General features: G+C 51.4%; 13 protein-coding genes. 11 read left to right on the top strand and 2 right to left on the bottom strand.

The window, feature by feature from the left end:
• Nucleotides 1–34: 34 nt before the first annotated feature.
• From KNP85_RS00165 to KNP85_RS00135, 7 genes are all read left to right on the top strand, one after another.
• Nucleotides 35–556: a GNAT family N-acetyltransferase gene (locus KNP85_RS00165; protein ID WP_214800731.1), complete on the top strand. Its 522-nt coding sequence runs from the start codon at nucleotides 35–37 to the stop codon at nucleotides 554–556.
• A gap of 53 nt (nucleotides 557–609) precedes the next feature.
• Nucleotides 610–1,293 carry an alpha/beta fold hydrolase gene (locus KNP85_RS00160; RefSeq protein WP_051627731.1) on the top strand — a complete coding sequence of 228 codons (684 nt, stop codon included), beginning with the start codon at nucleotides 610–612 and terminating at the stop codon, nucleotides 1,291–1,293.
• Nucleotides 1,294–1,499: 206 nt separating this feature from the next.
• The gene (locus KNP85_RS00155; protein ID WP_029595565.1) at nucleotides 1,500–2,018 is read left to right on the top strand and encodes a hypothetical protein; all 519 of its coding nucleotides are present in this window, start codon (nucleotides 1,500–1,502) and stop codon (nucleotides 2,016–2,018) included.
• Between the two features lie 54 nt (nucleotides 2,019–2,072).
• Nucleotides 2,073–2,933, top strand: a complete 861-nt coding sequence (locus KNP85_RS00150; protein ID WP_214800729.1) for an SDR family NAD(P)-dependent oxidoreductase — start codon at nucleotides 2,073–2,075, stop codon at nucleotides 2,931–2,933.
• 61 nt (nucleotides 2,934–2,994) lie between these two features.
• The gene (locus KNP85_RS00145; RefSeq protein ID WP_251136170.1) at nucleotides 2,995–4,473 is read left to right on the top strand and encodes an AMP-binding protein; all 1,479 of its coding nucleotides are present in this window, start codon (nucleotides 2,995–2,997) and stop codon (nucleotides 4,471–4,473) included.
• Nucleotides 4,474–4,628: 155 nt separating this feature from the next.
• Nucleotides 4,629–5,096, top strand: coding sequence for an SRPBCC domain-containing protein (locus KNP85_RS00140; protein ID WP_214800725.1), 468 nt, complete (start codon nucleotides 4,629–4,631; stop codon nucleotides 5,094–5,096).
• 172 nt (nucleotides 5,097–5,268) lie between these two features.
• On the top strand, nucleotides 5,269–7,248 hold the full coding sequence (locus tag KNP85_RS00135; protein WP_251136169.1) for a methyl-accepting chemotaxis protein: 1,980 nt from the start codon (nucleotides 5,269–5,271) through the stop codon (nucleotides 7,246–7,248).
• Nucleotides 7,249–7,292: 44 nt separating this feature from the next.
• Here KNP85_RS00135 and KNP85_RS00130 read toward each other — a convergent pair whose 3' ends face one another.
• Together KNP85_RS00130 and cls are read right to left on the bottom strand one after the other, a co-directional pair.
• Nucleotides 7,293–8,198, bottom strand: a complete 906-nt coding sequence (locus KNP85_RS00130; protein WP_214755915.1) for a GGDEF domain-containing protein — start codon at nucleotides 8,196–8,198, stop codon at nucleotides 7,293–7,295.
• A 231-nt stretch (nucleotides 8,199–8,429) separates the two neighbouring features.
• A complete protein-coding gene (cls, locus tag KNP85_RS00125) occupies nucleotides 8,430–9,887 on the bottom strand; it encodes a cardiolipin synthase (RefSeq protein ID WP_214755916.1) in 1,458 nt (485 codons plus the stop codon).
• Between the two features lie 95 nt (nucleotides 9,888–9,982).
• On the opposite strand from cls, the gene KNP85_RS00120 reads away from it, so the two are divergent.
• From KNP85_RS00120 to KNP85_RS00105, 4 genes are all read left to right on the top strand, one after another.
• The gene (locus tag KNP85_RS00120; protein WP_214755917.1) at nucleotides 9,983–10,408 is read left to right on the top strand and encodes an OsmC family protein; all 426 of its coding nucleotides are present in this window, start codon (nucleotides 9,983–9,985) and stop codon (nucleotides 10,406–10,408) included.
• 79 nt (nucleotides 10,409–10,487) lie between these two features.
• Nucleotides 10,488–10,976, top strand: coding sequence for a GNAT family N-acetyltransferase (locus tag KNP85_RS00115; protein WP_214755918.1), 489 nt, complete (start codon nucleotides 10,488–10,490; stop codon nucleotides 10,974–10,976).
• Between the two features lie 59 nt (nucleotides 10,977–11,035).
• Nucleotides 11,036–12,034 (top strand): Gfo/Idh/MocA family oxidoreductase, encoded by a 999-nt coding sequence (locus tag KNP85_RS00110; RefSeq protein WP_214755919.1) that lies wholly within the window; start codon nucleotides 11,036–11,038, stop codon nucleotides 12,032–12,034.
• Nucleotides 12,035–12,266: 232 nt separating this feature from the next.
• The gene (locus KNP85_RS00105) at nucleotides 12,267–13,313 is read left to right on the top strand and encodes a lipid II:glycine glycyltransferase FemX (protein WP_214755920.1); all 1,047 of its coding nucleotides are present in this window, start codon (nucleotides 12,267–12,269) and stop codon (nucleotides 13,311–13,313) included.
• Nucleotides 13,314–13,335 lie beyond the last annotated feature (22 nt).

The following is a 13,335-nucleotide window of genomic DNA, read 5'->3' as shown; positions in this document are numbered from 1 at the left end:
TACTTGTAAAACTTGCACGAAGGAGGGGGTACGGATGCTCATACGGAAAGCCGAGCCAAAAGACGCTTACGGGATTGCGCGGGTGAGGGTGAACGGATGGCGCACGACCTATCGGGGGATTGTGCCGGCCGACTTTCTCTTGAAGCTCGGTTCGAACGCAATCGAGTGGTCCGAAAAGGTTCGCAGCGCCCTCGCCAAACGAGAAGTCGAAGGGTTCGTCGCTACGGTTGATGAAGAGATTGTCGGGTTCGTTTTGTACGGGGAAGAGCGGACCGGCGACTATCCGGATCATCGTAATGAGATTTATGCGATTTACATTTTAGAGGACCATCAACGCAACGGGATTGGTTCGCTCCTGATTGAGCGAGCGGTCCAAGCGATGTCGAACCACGGGCTCATCATTTGGGCGCTTGAATTGAATCCGTACCGCACGTTCTATGAGCGGCGCGACGGACAGGTCATCGATGCGAAAGAGCGACTGTTCGGGGAGCTCGCCTTACGCGAAGTCGCCTACGGGTGGACGAAAGGAAATCACGACGCCATCGTCGGCGCATGAACGGACGCGGCCTGAGCGGGTCGCGTCCGTTTTTATGGATAAGGGGGATGACCATGCAAGAACAGACAAGTAAGCTGCCTGGGTTTGACGGGATGGAAATCTCGTATACATTGCTGACGCAAGAGAGGCCTTCGCGACAACTCGCGATTCTACTACCAGGATATCGGTATTCGACCGCTGCCCCGATGTTCCATTTTACGACGAGCTTGCTCTTAGAACGTTCAAGCGATGTTTTGGAAATCAACTACCAGTATTACCGTGACGACTATGCGCACATCGATGACATCGACGCGGTTGTCCGTCACGATGTGAGGACGGTCATCGATCATGTCTTGTCGACACATAAATACGAAGCGTTCATCTTCGTCGGGAAGTCGCTCGGTACCGTCGCGTTAGCCCATGAGTTGACTCGTCCCATATTCCACGAGGCACATGTCATTTGGTTGACGCCGCTCCTTGGACGCGAGGATGTGACAGAGACGATGAGGACGACTCGGGCATCTCAACTCGTCGTCATCGGTGACAAGGACCATTGTTATACGGCGAATCGGGTAGACGCGTTAGCGGCCATCACATCGCTCAAGACGCACCTGCTCATGGGAGTGAACCATGGGCTAGAGCGGGATGCCGGTACGTTCGGTACGATTGAGGTTCTACAGGAAGTCATAGAAGCAATTGATGCGTTTTTGCCGTCTAAGCTGACGACAGTGAGGTCTCCGTTTTTCAAGACGGAGTGATCCGTGATGAAGCGGCGTATCGACACGGGTCTGTTTACATGATAGAAAACCATCAACGCAACGGGGTTGGCCCAATCTGCGCGAAGTCGCCTACGGGTGGACGAAAGGGAATCACAACGCCGTCGTCGGCGCATGCTCGGACACGACTCAACCGTTGTGTCCGTTTTTTAGAGTACCAATATTAAAAGAACAGGCCAGGTGACTAGATGAACATCTATAGCGTAACCAAATATCATCCTGGAACGAGAGGTGAGATTGACGAATGGACAGAAATCTCTGACATCAATCGAACGTTTGACGGAGTCGTCTTCACATTGGAGGAATATCTCCGCATGGAATCGAATTACGTCAAAGCGATTGAGCAAATCATGTTCTATTTAGGCGTAAAGACGTTGACCGTCTCCTATCTAGAGCGACGCGACTATGACTATCGACCTTCTTCGAAACACGCGTTCAATACGCTTTATCCGATCCGGATGAGAGAACTTCGTAAAAAAGTGAAGCCAGGAAAGGTCTTGTCCCGAGACCAAGTCCCGAACATGCTTCGCCTTATGTTCCGTAATACGCTTTACGCCGAGTTAGAGTATAAAGAAAATGAGTCAGATAAACAATACACGTTCAAGGTGTTCTTCGGATACGACTATATGATGGGGGTCCATTCGGTAAAAGATTTGTCGCCGCTTCGAGACGAGCTGTTGCATTTAGATATGTATCTCGAACATTAAGTCAACAGTGATTCCTGATTCAATCACAATATTTTATAAAAAGGTGTTGGCTATATGCATAACTACACGCTGTTGGAGAGGTTTCTATTTTTATCGCCTTCCTTCAATTTCGAGAAGATGAAACAAGAAATGGACGGGAAGACGGTCCTGATCACTGGGGCGAGTTCGGGAATCGGCAAGGAGTTCGCCTATCTCTTAGCGGACACGACTGCGCATCTGATTCTGGTGGCCCGCAGCGAAGCAAACATGAACGCTATGAAAGTCGACATTGAACAGTCCTCAGCCCGTGTGACGGTATTCCCGGCAGATTTGCGAAACGAAGAGGAACGAAAAGAATTGCTGACATTTCTGCATCAATTGACGAACGGATTAGATGTTGTCGTCAGCAATGCCGGCATCTCCATAAACCGTCCAATTGCCCAGTCGCTGGATCGTTACCATGACTTCACACGTACAAAGGCACTTAATTATTTTGCCCCGGTCCAGTTATTGCTATCGCTCATTCCGATGCTTGCGAGGAATAATGGGCAAATCATCAATGTTTCCTCTATCAACGTCTTGTTATTCCCCATACCTTATTGGGCTGCCTACCAGGCGTCTAAAACCGCGTTTGATACGTGGTTGCGCTCGGCGGAGCCGGAACTGAAAGTCAAAAACATATACACCACTTCTATTTACCTACCGCTCGTGAGAACACCCATGATTAAACCGACCATTGCTTATCAGAGTACTTCTGCCATGTCACCGGTTCACGTGGCGGAAATGATTGGACACGCCTTGTATACGAAACGAAACGTTTATAAACCGTGGTGGCTGATTCTAGGTCAATGGGCTTCAGTTGTGTTCAGATCACCGTTATCATTTCTCGTTCTCAAGTTAGTAAAGAAAAAGGAGCGTGACAGAGACCATGTTTAATTTATTGAACATATTGTCGCAGCTCAATTTTCTTTCCCCATCGAACTTAGGACGTCTTTGCTTGGCAATCCGTCAAAACGGTGTAAACCTGATGCTTCTTTTTTCATTGACGGAAAAGACAGGAGGGCAAAAGATTGCTTTGGTGGATAGTCGGGGAACACTCAATTATGAGGAACTCCAAAAACATTGTGAAAATCTCGCTCACCAATTAGTGGAGAGGTACGGGATTTGTAAAGGCCATAAAGTAGCGTTCTTCTGTAAAAACCACGCGTCGTTCGTGCAAGGCATCTTTGCTGCTTCACGGCTCGGCGCAGATATATACTTGCTCAATTGTTCGATGAGTCAACTACAGTTCGATCGCCTCGTGCAAGAACATCGTTTCGACTTCCTGATTTACGACGAAGAATTTAGTGGATTGATTGAAAAATCTTCATATCAACATGCGAAACTCGTCAGTTATCATGAAACACATGAATCCATCAACAGGTTGTCAACGTCGGCTCCACATCGAAAAGAAAAACTGACGGCCTCTTCCAGCGGAAAGCTTGTCCTGTTGACCGGTGGCACGACTGGAAAGCCCAAACAAGTGGTTCACCGCCCATCCCTGTTTAATTTCCTAAATCCGTTTGCGGCTTTACTGAACCGATTGCAGCTGCCAACATACAGCACAGCCTATATAGCTACGCCGATTTACCATGGCTACGGGATTGCTGTCCTATTATCATTTCTTGCTTTGGGAAAGAAAGTTGTCATTCAAGAGAGCTTTGATGCGAAAAACGCATGCGCCCTCATTCAGCAGCATCAAGTGGAAGTGGTCACGGTCGTTCCTTTGATGGTCCATAAAATGTTGAAGCACGATCAAGAAGCGCTCGGATCCCTGGCTTGCATTGCGTCTGGAGGTGCAAAACTAAATCCGGTTTTAGTGAGTGAAGTAACCCATCATCTGGGGAACGTCTTATACAATCTATACGGAACGTCAGAAGCCGGCTTGAACATCATTGCTACTCCCGAAGATTTATATGATCATCCAGACACGCTCGGAAAAGCAATTCCGGGAAGCCGCCTGCAGGTCTTAATGGATGGAAAAGAAGTTGAACCCGGCAGGATTGGGCAATTTTGTATTCGGAATAAATGGTCCATGAAAAACAGCCCAAACCTTTGGATTCAAACTGGCGATATGGGTTACCGGGACGAGAACGGTAATTATTTTCTATGTGGACGAACAGACGATTTGATCATTTCAGCCGGCAACAATATCTATCCGTCGGAAATAGAAGTTGCTTTAATCAACCATCCGAGTGTCGAAGACGTCGCTGTCATCGGTGTGGACGATGTCTACGCTGGCAACATTCTGAAGGCATACGTACAGCTATATGCTGATAAAAAAATGACGGAGGAAGCACTTTTGGGCTGGTTACGCATGCGAGTGGCAGCATATCAAATCCCTCGAGAAATCGCTTTTGTTGAGAAGTTGCCGTATACACCTGTAGGCAAGTTGGACCGGAAACGAGTTCAAACAATGACGCGTGTTGAGGACTAAGTAATTGAAGACTCGAGTGATAAAAATTGAGTGCCACATCAAGATACGTTTAGAACACTCACCGTTCGAAAAGAAGTGATGGAACGCTTTATCGAGTACTAGAGATCAGAGCACAGCCGGACGTCCTCAGCATTGTAGCAAGGAGTGATGAAGACATGAATCGACGGATCGATACAGCCACGACATGGATTGAGGCAACACCTTTACGGATCTATCAAGCATTTCTCAACCCTGATGAGCTCGTCGAGTGGCTACCGCCGGAAGGCATGTCGGCTCGCGCCACCGTGTTCGAGCCTTGGATTGGAGGCACGTACCAGCTCATTCTTAAGTATGAAGAAACTGATTTCGCCTCCGGCAAAACGACTGACCGGACCGACGTGTCGAACGGCCGTTTTTTGGACCTCGTTCCCGGCCTCAAAATCGTTCAAATCGGAACGTTCGAGTCATCCGACCCGGCCTTTGCTGGTGAGATGACCCAGACGTGGTATTTGGAGGCGCTCGATGGAGGGACGCGCATCACGATCGTCTGTGAGAACGTACCGCCGGGCATTCAGAAACAAGACCATGATGCCGGACTTCGCTCCACACTCGACAATCTGGCCCGCTATTTGACCAACGACTGAGTCCGTTTGTTCGCTTCATGCGAACAGATGGTCTTTTTGTGTATGAAAAGGGTTTCACTGATGAAAAATAGAAAAAGGTGATGTTTTTTTGTCTAGGGTGTCAACATCCTCCTCCATCTGTCCGATACAAAGGTTAACATAACGAGTTTTTCTCGAGAATGGGAGTTGTTTTATGAGACGAATGAACGACCGAACCATCACCATCAAACAAAAATTGATTACGATGTCGTTGGTGCTATTATTGATTCCTTCTTTATTGATTGGGTTTGTCGCCTACAATCAGGCGAAACAGAAAATCACCGAACAAATTATGCAGTCGGCCCACGCGGGAGTGGAGCGGATGAATGATGAAATCACCAACCTGATTGAACCGATTCAACGCGATGTCGCGTTCTTTGCGGGACGGATTGATTCGTCCCTTTACGAGTCGGGGGCAGAGAACCTCGACTTGGAAGAGAAGTTTCTCGAGTATTTGGAGACGCATCCGAACGTGACGAATATCTACTACGCCTCGACTGGTGGCGAGATGACGATTTATCCGGCGCAAGAGTTACCGGATGATTACGACCCGCGCACGCGTCCTTGGTATGAGGCGGCCGAAGCGGCCGGTGGGAACGTCGTCGTGACGGACCCATATGTCGATGCAGCCTCGAACAAGATGATGATCACGCTGTCGCAGACAGGGACGGATGGTCGCGGGGTGATCGCGGTGGACGTCGACGTTGACGATATCGCAGCCGTCGCGGCGAGCATTCAAATCGGGAAAGAAGGCTACGTGACGATTCTTGATGCGTTGCAACAGTTCGTCACCCATCCGACGATGGCGCCTGGGGAAAAAGGGGAAGGCGAATGGATTGAACCGCTCTATGCGGAAAATGCGGGCCGCTTTGCCTATGAGTTCGAGAATGAAGGCAAGCAGATGGATTTCATGACGAACGAATTGACGGGATGGAAGATTGCCGGGACGCTGTATGATGAGGAAATCACGGATGAGACGTCTGGAATCTTATGGACGACCGTCGGTGTGATCGGATTGATGCTCGTCTTGGCAGCGGGACTGCTCTATGTCATCTTACGCTCGATTCTGCGCCCGCTGAACCGTTTGACGGTCGGGGCCGAACGAATTCAAGCCGGTGATTTGACCGAAGACATCGTCGTCGAGTCGAATGACGAAGTCGGTCGTGTCGCCGCGAGCTTCAACGAGATGACGCGTTCCTTGCGCGCCATCATTCAAAATCTCGATCAATCGATTGGACAAGTCGCCGCCTCGTCACAGGAACTGATGGCGAACTCGGCACAGAACACGGCCGCTTCGGAACAAATCGCCGGAGCGGTCCAACAGATGGCCGCCGGAGCGGATGACTCGAAACGTCAACTTGACGATAACGCCGTATCGCTTCAGGCTATCACCGGTGGTATCATGCGCATCGCGGAAAGTTCGACCGACGTGTCCGAGCTGTCCCGCGAGACGGCGCTCGAGGCCGAGAACGGGACGACGGCCGTCACGGAAAACGTGGCCCAGATGCAAGCCATCGACTCATCGGTCGAGACGTTCGGGAAAGTCATTCACTCGCTTGCCGAACGGTCGAACGAGATCGGGAATATCGTCGACGTCATCAACGGGATCGCGACGCAGACGAACTTACTTGCTTTGAACGCTGCAATTGAAGCGGCACGGGCTGGGGAGAACGGAAAAGGTTTCGCCGTCGTCGCGAGCGAGGTGCGGAAGCTCGCCGAACAATCGCAACAGTCGACGAAACAGATTTCCGAGTTGATTGATAATATCAAGCAAGAGACGGAGCGTTCGGTCCAGTTGATGAAGGAAGTGTCGGCCCATACGAAAGCAGGACTCGAGACGACGGAAAATACGGCCAAGCGTTTCCGAACAATCATGAACCAGACGCAGGCGATGACGCCGCGCATCGAGGACGTGACGGCGACGGTCGAAGAGATTGCCGCGAACGTCGAAGAAGTCTCGGCCGCAGCGACACAAATCGCTCATATCGCCGATGAGAACTCGGTCGCCTCGAAGCAAGTGGCGGCGACGACAGAGGACCAACTCGGTTCGATGGAAGAGATTGCGCAATCCGCGAAGTCACTTGCGGATATGGCAGAAGAGTTGCAGGAGCTTGTCTCACGCTTCAATGTATAGAAAAGAGGATGCTGCGGCATCCTCTTTTTGGTGGCATCAGTTAGTTAACGTTTACTCGATACTTGATTCCGGCCGCGGTTCTTGGCAATATACAGTGCCTCATCGGCATCTTGAAGCGCCTGTTCGACCGTCTTCCCATCTTCAAGGGCGCTGACGCCGAACGAACAAGTGACGCGCGGGACGGGACCGAACGGCTCGGCGTTAATCTTTTGTCGGAGCTTATCAGCAAGTTGGACGCCGTCGGCGAGTGTCGACTGGGGCGCGACGATTAAAAACTCTTCACCGCCCCAACGTCCGATAGAGTCCGACTTGCGGATGTTGCGCCTGAGCAATTGGGCGATCGAGCGCAAGACGAGGTCACCGGTCGGGTGCCCGAACGTGTCGTTGACGAGTTTGAAATAGTCGATGTCGAGCATGATGACGGCGGCGGGTGCCCGTTTGTCGACCGTCTCTTGGGCCGTCGTCGAGAGGACGTCTCCGACTTTCTTCCGGTTATACAGCTCTGTCAACGGGTCGAGCGACGACAAGTGCTCCATCCGCTCTTCATAGCGACGTTGTTCCGTCGCGTCTTCTAAAATACCGACACCGCCGTCGAGTTTTCCATCTGCTGAAAAACTCGGGGACATCGTCGTCCGGATGAAGCGAGGTTGCCGCTCCGGCGCCTTATACCAGCCAGCCATGCGAATTGTCTCCCCGTTCAAGACGTTCCGGATGGCGCCCAAGAAGTCGAACGAGGAAGAGCTACATCGCTCGAATATTAGATTCGAGGTTGGAAGTATCCCAAGTAAATGGACAAATGATTCATTGTAGCTCACGATTTGGCCGTGCCGATCGAAGGCGAACAGGCCGATTGGAAGCTGGTCCCATGAGGAAGGATCGGGTTTCGTGGTGTGCGTGTCATGATGAGTCCGTTCTTGATCAGCCATTGTATGACATATGCGTGAACGCATACTTCCTCCTTTCCTAACCGTAGCGGTAGTGTAGGACGTTCGTACTGATACTTTATACCCTAAATTGGGAAAGAACTAGCGATTATTCTTTTAAAAGCTAACAAAATTTAGAATATGACGAGAAACCGTCACAGCTTGTTGTGAGGTAAACGTTCACCTTCGACCCAACAAAATCGCCCCGTCATGTCGATGGCTAATCCGACATAACAGGGCGACTACAATAAATGGAGGTTATAAGATCGGACTGAGCAATCGTGACACGCCTTCGCGCATTCGGACGGTCCATTTCCGGGCTGAATAATCGTCAATCGTGTACTTCCGGCTGACGGCGACGTCTGACTCGAACAATGAGGCGAGTTCGAGCGCGACCCGCTCGTCATAGATGACGGCGTTCACTTCGAAGTTCAAGCGGAAGCTGCGGGCATCCAAGTTCGTCGTCCCGACGGTTGAAATCTCATCATCGACGACGAGCGTCTTGGCGTGCAGGAAACCTTCCCCGTACATATACACGTTCGCCCCATAGTCGAGCAGTTCGCCGAGGAATGACAGTGACGCCCACATGACGAACGGATGGTCGGGCTTGCCGGGAATCATGATGTCCATCTTGACACCGGACAGGAGCGCCATCTTACAGGCGTCCATGAAACTCGTATCCGGGATGAAGTAAGGCGTCTGAATGATGACGCGCTCCTTCGCCGACATAATCATTTTAATCATCATGTTTTTCAAATGTTCCGTGTCTGAGTTCGGACCGCTCGTCACGATTTGCATCGGCGACATATCCTTGATGTCATGGCGGGCGAAACAGAACGAGTTCTCCGGGTCATGATGTTTGCTGCCGGAATAGTTCCAATCGAGGATGAACCGGTGTTGCAAATGGTAGACGACGTCTCCCTCGACTCGAAGGTGCGTATCGCGCCAGTAACCAAACTTCTCGACGAGGCCGAGGTATTCGGTCCCGACGTTGAAGCCGCCGACGTAACCGATTTTACCGTCGATGATGACGACTTTCCGGTGGTTCCGGTTGTTCAACTTAAAGTTGATTAAACCGAGCGTCGGCGGGAAGAAGACACGCACCTCGCCGTTATGGGCAATCAACTCTTTGAAGTCGGAGTTGCGGAGGCTGCGCGAACCGACCGCGTCATAGAGGAGCCGCACTTTGACGCCTGCCTTGGCTCGTTCAATCAGTTCATGGATCAATGCCTTTCCGAGCGCATCCCGTTGGATGATATAGTACTGGATGTTGATTTCCGTCTCGGCGCTCCGAATATCGTCCATGAGCGCTTTGAACTTTTGTTCCCCGTCGTGCATGATGGCAGATTTGTTGTGGACACTAATCAAAGATTTTGAGGAGCGTAAGTTCATCTCGAGCAGTTGCTCGTACTTCTCGAATAACGGTTGAGCAATCATCGTCTCTTTCCGGCGAATCTGCTCGATTTGACTGTCGACTTGAAGGGCGTGGAATGAGCGCTCTTCGACGCTCAAGTTGAAGAAGTTATCTTTCTTTAACTGACGTCCGAGAAACATGTAGACGATGAACCCTAGGATTGGTAAGAAAAATAAAACGAGCAGCCATGCCCACGTCGCCCCGACGTCACGGCGCTCCGCGAATATGACGGCTAATGCGAACAATAAATTCAATCCGAGGACGATATACAGTCCCCAACTAATAATGACCGACCAATCCATGCGACCAACTCCCTAAACGACAATTTCACTGCATAGATTAATAATACCTCATTCAAGGGAATAGTAAGCTATCGAAACATAAGGAGGAGACAGAGATGCATTTACAAGTGAATTGGAAACAAGGGATGGCGTTCCAGACGACGACGCCGTCGGGGCATGATGTGACGCTCGACGCCGGGGAGGAAGTCGGTGGTCTCAACACCGGTCCACGGCCGACCGAGATGCTCCTGCAGGCGACGGCGGCCTGTACAGGCATCGATATCGTCTCGATTCTGCATAAGATGCGTTTGCCGCTCGAGCGGTTCGAGATGAAAATCGACGGCGTCCGGGCGACGGAACATCCGAAGAAGTTCACAGCGATTCATATCTTGTACGTCCTTGACGGGGATATGCCGGAAGAACGGGTCCGCCGTGCCATCGAGTTGTCGGTCGACCGCTATTGTTCCGTATCGCACAGTCTGAACGCGACGATGACGTACAGCTATCAATTGAACGGCGGCGAGGTCGTCCCGTTCACATGATGTGAGCAAGATGGTTGAAAAGAGTCGAAATGGTCCGTTATATTTGTATTTCAAATACTGCAATACAAAGGAGGACGTTATGATTCGACTCGCGACGAAACGCGATGCCAAGCACATCGCGGACCTAATCGAACAACGAGCCGTAGCGCTAAAACAACAAGGTAGCGATCAATGGACGGAATATTTGGAGCAAGACCTCATGGATCGGGTGCAGACGGACATCTCCTCGGGACACGTCTACGTGTACGAGCAAGACGAATCGGTATTGGCCTCGATCGCCTTACTTCCGGCAGATGACTGGGATCACAATTTATGGGAAGATGGCGAACGCGGTCAATACATCCATCGAATCGTCGTCAGCGAACGGTTAAAAGGCCAAGGCGTCGGTCAACAACTGATGGAGCACGTCTTGCGTGAGGCCGACACACATGAACCGATTCGACTCGACTGTGTGGCCGACAATGCGTTCTTGAATAGTTATTATCCACGGTTTGGCTTCGTCTTCGTGGACTCACGGGACGGATACAACACGTTCGAATACAATATGGATGAGAGTGTCAGTGCATAAGGGGTCAACCAACCCCTTTTTTTGGTATACTGAAAAGCGAATTGATGGGAGGAAACAAAATGATTCATACAATACTTGTCGGTTTCGGCTTCTCCGCGACGACATTCCATTTACCCTTTTTACAGGAACTCGATGACTTCCAAATCGATGGTGTCGTCTCTTCACGCCCTGAGGATGTACAAGCCGTACTCGGTGACGTCTCGGTGTACGCGACGTTAGACGAGGCACTTGCGACAGACGCTTCGTTGTTCGTCATCACGACACCATCCCATTTACATAAGGATATGGTCGAACATTGCCTGACAGCAGGCAAAGACGTGCTCGTCGAGAAACCGGCGTTCGTGACGACCGAGGAAGGGGAGGAGTTACTCCGACTGGAACAGGCAAGTGACGGCATCGTCAACGTGTTCCATAATCGGCGGATGGACGGAGACTTCTTGACCGTCAAACGGCTGCTGGAAGAACGACGCCTCGGCGATTGGAAAGTGCTCGAGTCCCGGTTCGATCGGTTCCGTCCGATCGTCCGTGACCGTTGGCGCGAGAACGCGGGGCCGGGCGCCGGAATTTTATTCGACCTCGGCAGTCATTTGATCGACCAAGCACTCGTCTTGTTCGGGGCGCCGGACAAGGTATCGGCCGATGTCATGGTACAACGTGACGGGGGTCAGTCCGATGATGGTTTCCATGTGACGTTGCATTATGGAGAGAAGCGGGTCTATCTTCGCTCGAACCCGTTCATCGCCATCGAGGCGCCGCGGTTCGAAGTGCACGGGACGGAAGGCAGCTTCCTCAAATTCGGGCTCGATCCACAGGAGGCGTGTCTCCGGAACGGAGAGGTCAGATGCCCCGACCGTGAGACCGGAGCGGTCGTCACGGATTCGGAAACGACGATTGACATCGAACCGGGCGGCTATGTGACATTCTATCAAGCGCTCTCGGATAGCTATACGACGCGACGTCCGCTCGTCCCACTTGATGACGCGCTTTTGACAACACGCGTCATCGAGACGGCCCGTGAGTCGTCCCGTTCCCAACGTGTCCTCGACTTCAACTCATAATTTTGTAGGACGACCTGCCGTGTTCGGCACGGTCGTCTTTTTCCGTAATTTAAAAAGAAATCATGATGATTTTATTGTGAATGAACAAACTCGCTTCATGTTTGTTAACAACAAAAAGCTATCCGTCTCTTTCAAATAGTCAGCGGTGAATGGGAACAAGACATTAGGAAACGACTTTAGACTGTCCTGTCACGCTTCGAACCAATGACGAACTTTAGGAAGAGGGGAACGGATGATGTTCAATCAAATCGTGAAACACCGTTGGGAGTGGGAGAACTGGTTGCGGGAGGTCAACTGTGATTCGTATGACCATTACGACTATGTGTTGGCCAACTGTGAACCCGGCGAGCAGCCTGAGTTGTATATCGCGGCCAAGGATGATGGGATTTTGCTGTACCCGTATATCCGTCGTCCAATCGCACATCGCCATGATGACCTCGTGACGGCGTACGGTTACGGCGGCCCGTTCCGTGAAGGCAACTTCACGAACGAGGACGTCAAGGAGGCGCGCCGACTCTTTCTGCAGCGTCCCGAGAATCAAGCGACCGTCACCGAGACGATTCGTTATCACCCTTGTCGCATCGATCCGGACTTGATGCATGCGTTCGGGCAAGCCGTCCCGATTCGGCAGACGGTCCACGTCCGACTTGATGATTCGTTCGAACAGCTTGAGCAACGTTTCAGCAAGATGACGAAACGGAACGTGAAGCGAGCTGTACGTGAACAGGTGACGGTCGCTCGTGGGCAGTCGAATGAACTGTGTGAGTTCATTCGACTGTATCGGGCCACGATGGACCGGCGTGCTGCGAACGACATCTATTACTTCCCGGACCGATACTTCGAGGACCTATGGAACAGCGATACGTGTGAGACGGAATTATTGTTTGCCGTCCATGAAGGCGTCATCGTGGCGGGCGTGTTCATGTTGTTCGGGGACGACGGGGCCCACTATCATCTCGGCGGATCGGATGCGGATTACTTGGCACTCCGACCGAACCACTTCTTGTTCCGGGAGATGATTCGTCGCGCGATCGAGAAAGAGAAGACATACGTGCATCTTGGTGGCGGTGCGACCGGGGAAGATGCGCTCTTCGATTTCAAGCAGAGCTTCTCCGGTGATGAGCCGCTCACGTATTACATCGGTCAAGCCGTGCTCGACGAGGTGGTCTATCATCGGTTGAACCAAGACCATTTGCTTCGCTACGGGCCATCTGATTTCTTTCCGCTCTATCGGACACCGGTCGCAGAGACGGTCACCGAGGTGCAAGCGGAACGATAACAAAAAGGTTCTCACTCGAGAT

The organism is Exiguobacterium sp. s194, assembly GCF_018618275.1.
GTDB classification, from domain to species: Bacteria; Bacillota; Bacilli; order Exiguobacteriales; family Exiguobacteriaceae; genus Exiguobacterium; species Exiguobacterium chiriqhucha.
The sequence above is the reverse complement of the archived record's forward strand: the minus strand, read 5'-3'. Positions and strand labels throughout refer to the sequence as shown.

What these genes read in the sequence shown, in the direction of transcription:
- KNP85_RS00165 (WP_214800731.1), top strand. Translation starts at nt 35, where the DNA reads ATGCTCATACGGAAAGCCGAGCCAAAAGACGCTTACGGGATTGCGCGG.
- KNP85_RS00160 (WP_051627731.1), top strand. Translation starts at nt 610, where the DNA reads ATGCAAGAACAGACAAGTAAGCTGCCTGGGTTTGACGGGATGGAAATC.
- KNP85_RS00155 (WP_029595565.1), top strand. Translation starts at nt 1,500, where the DNA reads ATGAACATCTATAGCGTAACCAAATATCATCCTGGAACGAGAGGTGAG.
- KNP85_RS00150 (WP_214800729.1), top strand. Translation starts at nt 2,073, where the DNA reads ATGCATAACTACACGCTGTTGGAGAGGTTTCTATTTTTATCGCCTTCC.
- KNP85_RS00140 (WP_214800725.1), top strand. Translation starts at nt 4,629, where the DNA reads ATGAATCGACGGATCGATACAGCCACGACATGGATTGAGGCAACACCT.
- KNP85_RS00135 (WP_251136169.1), top strand. Translation starts at nt 5,269, where the DNA reads ATGAGACGAATGAACGACCGAACCATCACCATCAAACAAAAATTGATT.
- KNP85_RS00130 (WP_214755915.1), bottom strand. Translation starts at nt 8,198, where the DNA reads ATGCGTTCACGCATATGTCATACAATGGCTGATCAAGAACGGACTCAT.
- cls (WP_214755916.1), bottom strand. Translation starts at nt 9,887, where the DNA reads ATGGATTGGTCGGTCATTATTAGTTGGGGACTGTATATCGTCCTCGGA.
- KNP85_RS00120 (WP_214755917.1), top strand. Translation starts at nt 9,983, where the DNA reads ATGCATTTACAAGTGAATTGGAAACAAGGGATGGCGTTCCAGACGACG.
- KNP85_RS00115 (WP_214755918.1), top strand. Translation starts at nt 10,488, where the DNA reads ATGATTCGACTCGCGACGAAACGCGATGCCAAGCACATCGCGGACCTA.
- KNP85_RS00110 (WP_214755919.1), top strand. Translation starts at nt 11,036, where the DNA reads ATGATTCATACAATACTTGTCGGTTTCGGCTTCTCCGCGACGACATTC.
- KNP85_RS00105 (WP_214755920.1), top strand. Translation starts at nt 12,267, where the DNA reads ATGATGTTCAATCAAATCGTGAAACACCGTTGGGAGTGGGAGAACTGG.